At 43.3% G+C, this 1045-nt stretch carries 1 protein-coding gene; it reads left to right on the forward strand.

The window, feature by feature from the left end:
• Positions 1-68 precede the first annotated feature (68 nt).
• Positions 69-1025 carry an EAL domain-containing protein gene (locus A3729_RS04125; protein WP_255376373.1) on the forward strand — a complete coding sequence of 319 codons (957 nt, stop codon included), beginning with the start codon at positions 69-71 and terminating at the stop codon, positions 1023-1025.
• Positions 1026-1045: the final 20 nt, after the last annotated feature.

Here is a 1045-nt window from a genome sequence, read left to right on the forward strand (position 1 = left end):
GTGCCGATGAATTTGGCATACTCACCTACAACAAAGATAAGCGTCAAGCTATTTAGATTGCGAAAACCATACAGACCGCAATAAAAGACCTAAACTTCACCTGGCATGGAAAAAGTTTCACGACCAGCATTAGTATCGGCATTGTTTCAATTAATAATAAAACCTCTTCGGTCCAGTCCGTTCTGAGCTGTGCTGACATGGCCTGCAATGTCGCCAAAGAAAAAGGTCATGACGGCCTTAAATGGTACAGTGAAGATGACCCAGAGCACTTACAACGGCGAAGTGAAATGCAATGGGTCAGCCGCATTAAACGAGCGATAGCTGATGATTTGTTTATACTCCACTTCCAGAGCATGAAAGGCCTCCAAAAACACTGTAGTGGCGGTGCACACGGCGAGTTTCTGGTTCGACTTAATGATGACTCAGAACTGATTTACCCCGGCTCCTTTATTCCCGCAGCCGAGCGCTACAAACTTATGCCACGTTTACATAGATGGGTGGTAAAAAATGCGTTTAAGTACTTGGCTGAATCAGGTTTAGGGTATCAGGATCAAGGAACATTTTTCATCAACTTGTCAGGTAATTCACTTAGTGACGCCTCTTTCTTTGAAGATATTCGGCATTTACTAAAAGAGTTTGAGTTCATTCCTGAACGTATTTGCTTCGAGATTACCGAAACCAGTGCTATCGACAACCTTAAGGATGCCGTAGAGTTTATTTCCGAGATCAGAGAAGAAGGTTTTAAATTTGCACTCGATGACTTTGGTGCTGGGATGAGCTCCTTTTCTTATCTTAAGAAGATTCCAGTAGATTATCTGAAAATTGATGGCAGCTTTGTCTTGAACTTGTTACACGATCCGATTGATCGTGGAATTGTTGAAGCTTGCAATGGTATTAGCCATGCAGCGGGCTTGCAGACCATTGCGGAATTTGTAGAAAACCAGGAAACCGCCGACGCACTAAAAGAAATTGGTGTAGACTTCGCTCAAGGCTTTGGTATCGAAAGGCCTGGCCCACTTCAATAACGTACTATTTGCTCCCAATG

The organism is Oleiphilus sp. HI0043 (assembly GCF_001634935.1).